This is a genomic window from Streptomyces sp. NPDC088812 (assembly GCF_044750285.1).
Taxonomy (GTDB): domain Bacteria; phylum Actinomycetota; class Actinomycetes; order Streptomycetales; family Streptomycetaceae; genus Streptomyces.
This window is the reverse complement of record NZ_JBIVJP010000075.1, coordinates 1-1,426: the sequence shown is the minus strand read 5'-3', so window position 1 is coordinate 1,426 and position 1,426 is coordinate 1. Positions and strand designations below refer to the sequence as shown.

Below are 1,426 nucleotides of genomic sequence, written 5' to 3'. Positions count from 1 at the left end.
CCGCCGGCGTCGTGGCGGGCATCGGCCTGGTCCACGGCCGCCTCGTGATGGTGGTCGGCAACGACGCCACCGTGAAGGGCGGCACCTACTACCCCATGACGGTGAAGAAACACCTGCGGGCCCAGGAGATCGCCCTGGAGAACCATCTGCCGTGCATCTACCTCGTGGACTCCGGCGGCGCGTTCCTGCCCCGCCAGGACGAGGTCTTCCCGGACCGCGAGCACTTCGGCCGCATCTTCCGGAACCAGGCGCTGCTCTCCTCGCTGCGCATCCCGCAGCTGGCCGCGGTGTGCGGCTCCTCCACGGCGGGCGGCGCGTACGTGCCGGCCATGTCGGACGAGACCGTGATCGTGCGCGAGCAGGGCACCATCTTCCTCGGCGGCCCCCCGCTCGTGAAGGCCGCGATCGGGGAGGACGTCTCGCCCGAGGACCTCGGCGGCGGCCGGCTGCACGCCGAGCGCTCCGGCGTCGCGGACCACCTGGCGGACGACGACCTGCACGCCATGCAGATCCTCCGGGACATCGTGGCCACCCTGCCCCCGGCCGAGGCGCCGGCCTGGGAGGTCGTCCCCGCCGCGGAGCCCGCCAAGGACCCGGCCGAACTGACCCGCGTCGTGCCCGTGGACGTGAACACCCCCTACGACGTGCGCGAGGTGATCGACCGCCTCGTGGACGGCGGCTCCGTCCACGAGTTCAAGCCCCTCTACGGCACCACCCTGGTCACCGCGTTCGCACGGATCGACGGCCACCCCGTGGGCGTCCTCGCCAACAACGGCATCCTGTTCGGAGACTCCGCCCGCAAGGGCGCGCACTTCATCGAACTGTGCGACCAGCGCGGCATCCCGCTGCTGTTCCTGCAGAACATCTCCGGCTTCATGGTGGGCCGGGACGCGGAGGCCGGCGGCATCGCGCGCGACGGCGCCAAGATGGTCACCGCCGTCGCCACCGCCCGCGTGCCCAAGCTGACCGTGGTGATCGGCGGCTCGTTCGGCGCCGGCAACTACGCGATGTGCGGCCGCGCCTACTCACCCCGCTTCCTGTGGATGTGGCCGAACGCGCGCATCTCCGTGATGGGCGGCCCGCAGGCCTCCTCCGTGCTCACGCAGATCAAGCAGGACCAGCGGAACGCCGCGGGGGAGGAGCCGATGTCCCCCGAGGAGGTCGAGGCCTTCCAGGCGCCGGTCCGCCGGCAGTACGAGGACCAGGGCAGCCCCCTGTACTCCACCGCCCGCCTCTGGGACGACGGTGTGATCACCCCCGGCCAGACCCGCCGGGTGCTCTCCCTGGCCCTCGACGTCATCTCCCGTTCCCCGTTGCCGGACTCCCGGTTCGGCCTGTTCCGCATGTGAGGCACCCGTGACCGAGAACCACGCCCAGGGGACGCCCCTGTTCGAGACCGTGCTGGTGGCCAACCGCGGCGAGATCG

Annotated in this window: 1 protein-coding gene; it reads left to right on the top strand. The window is 71.8% G+C overall.

Annotated elements, in window-relative coordinates; genetic code table 11:
- Positions 1-1,349 (top strand): carboxyl transferase domain-containing protein (locus tag ACIP67_RS43295; RefSeq protein WP_401700230.1); only part of this gene is annotated, 1,349 nt, incomplete at its 5' end.
- Positions 1,350-1,426 lie beyond the last annotated feature (77 nt).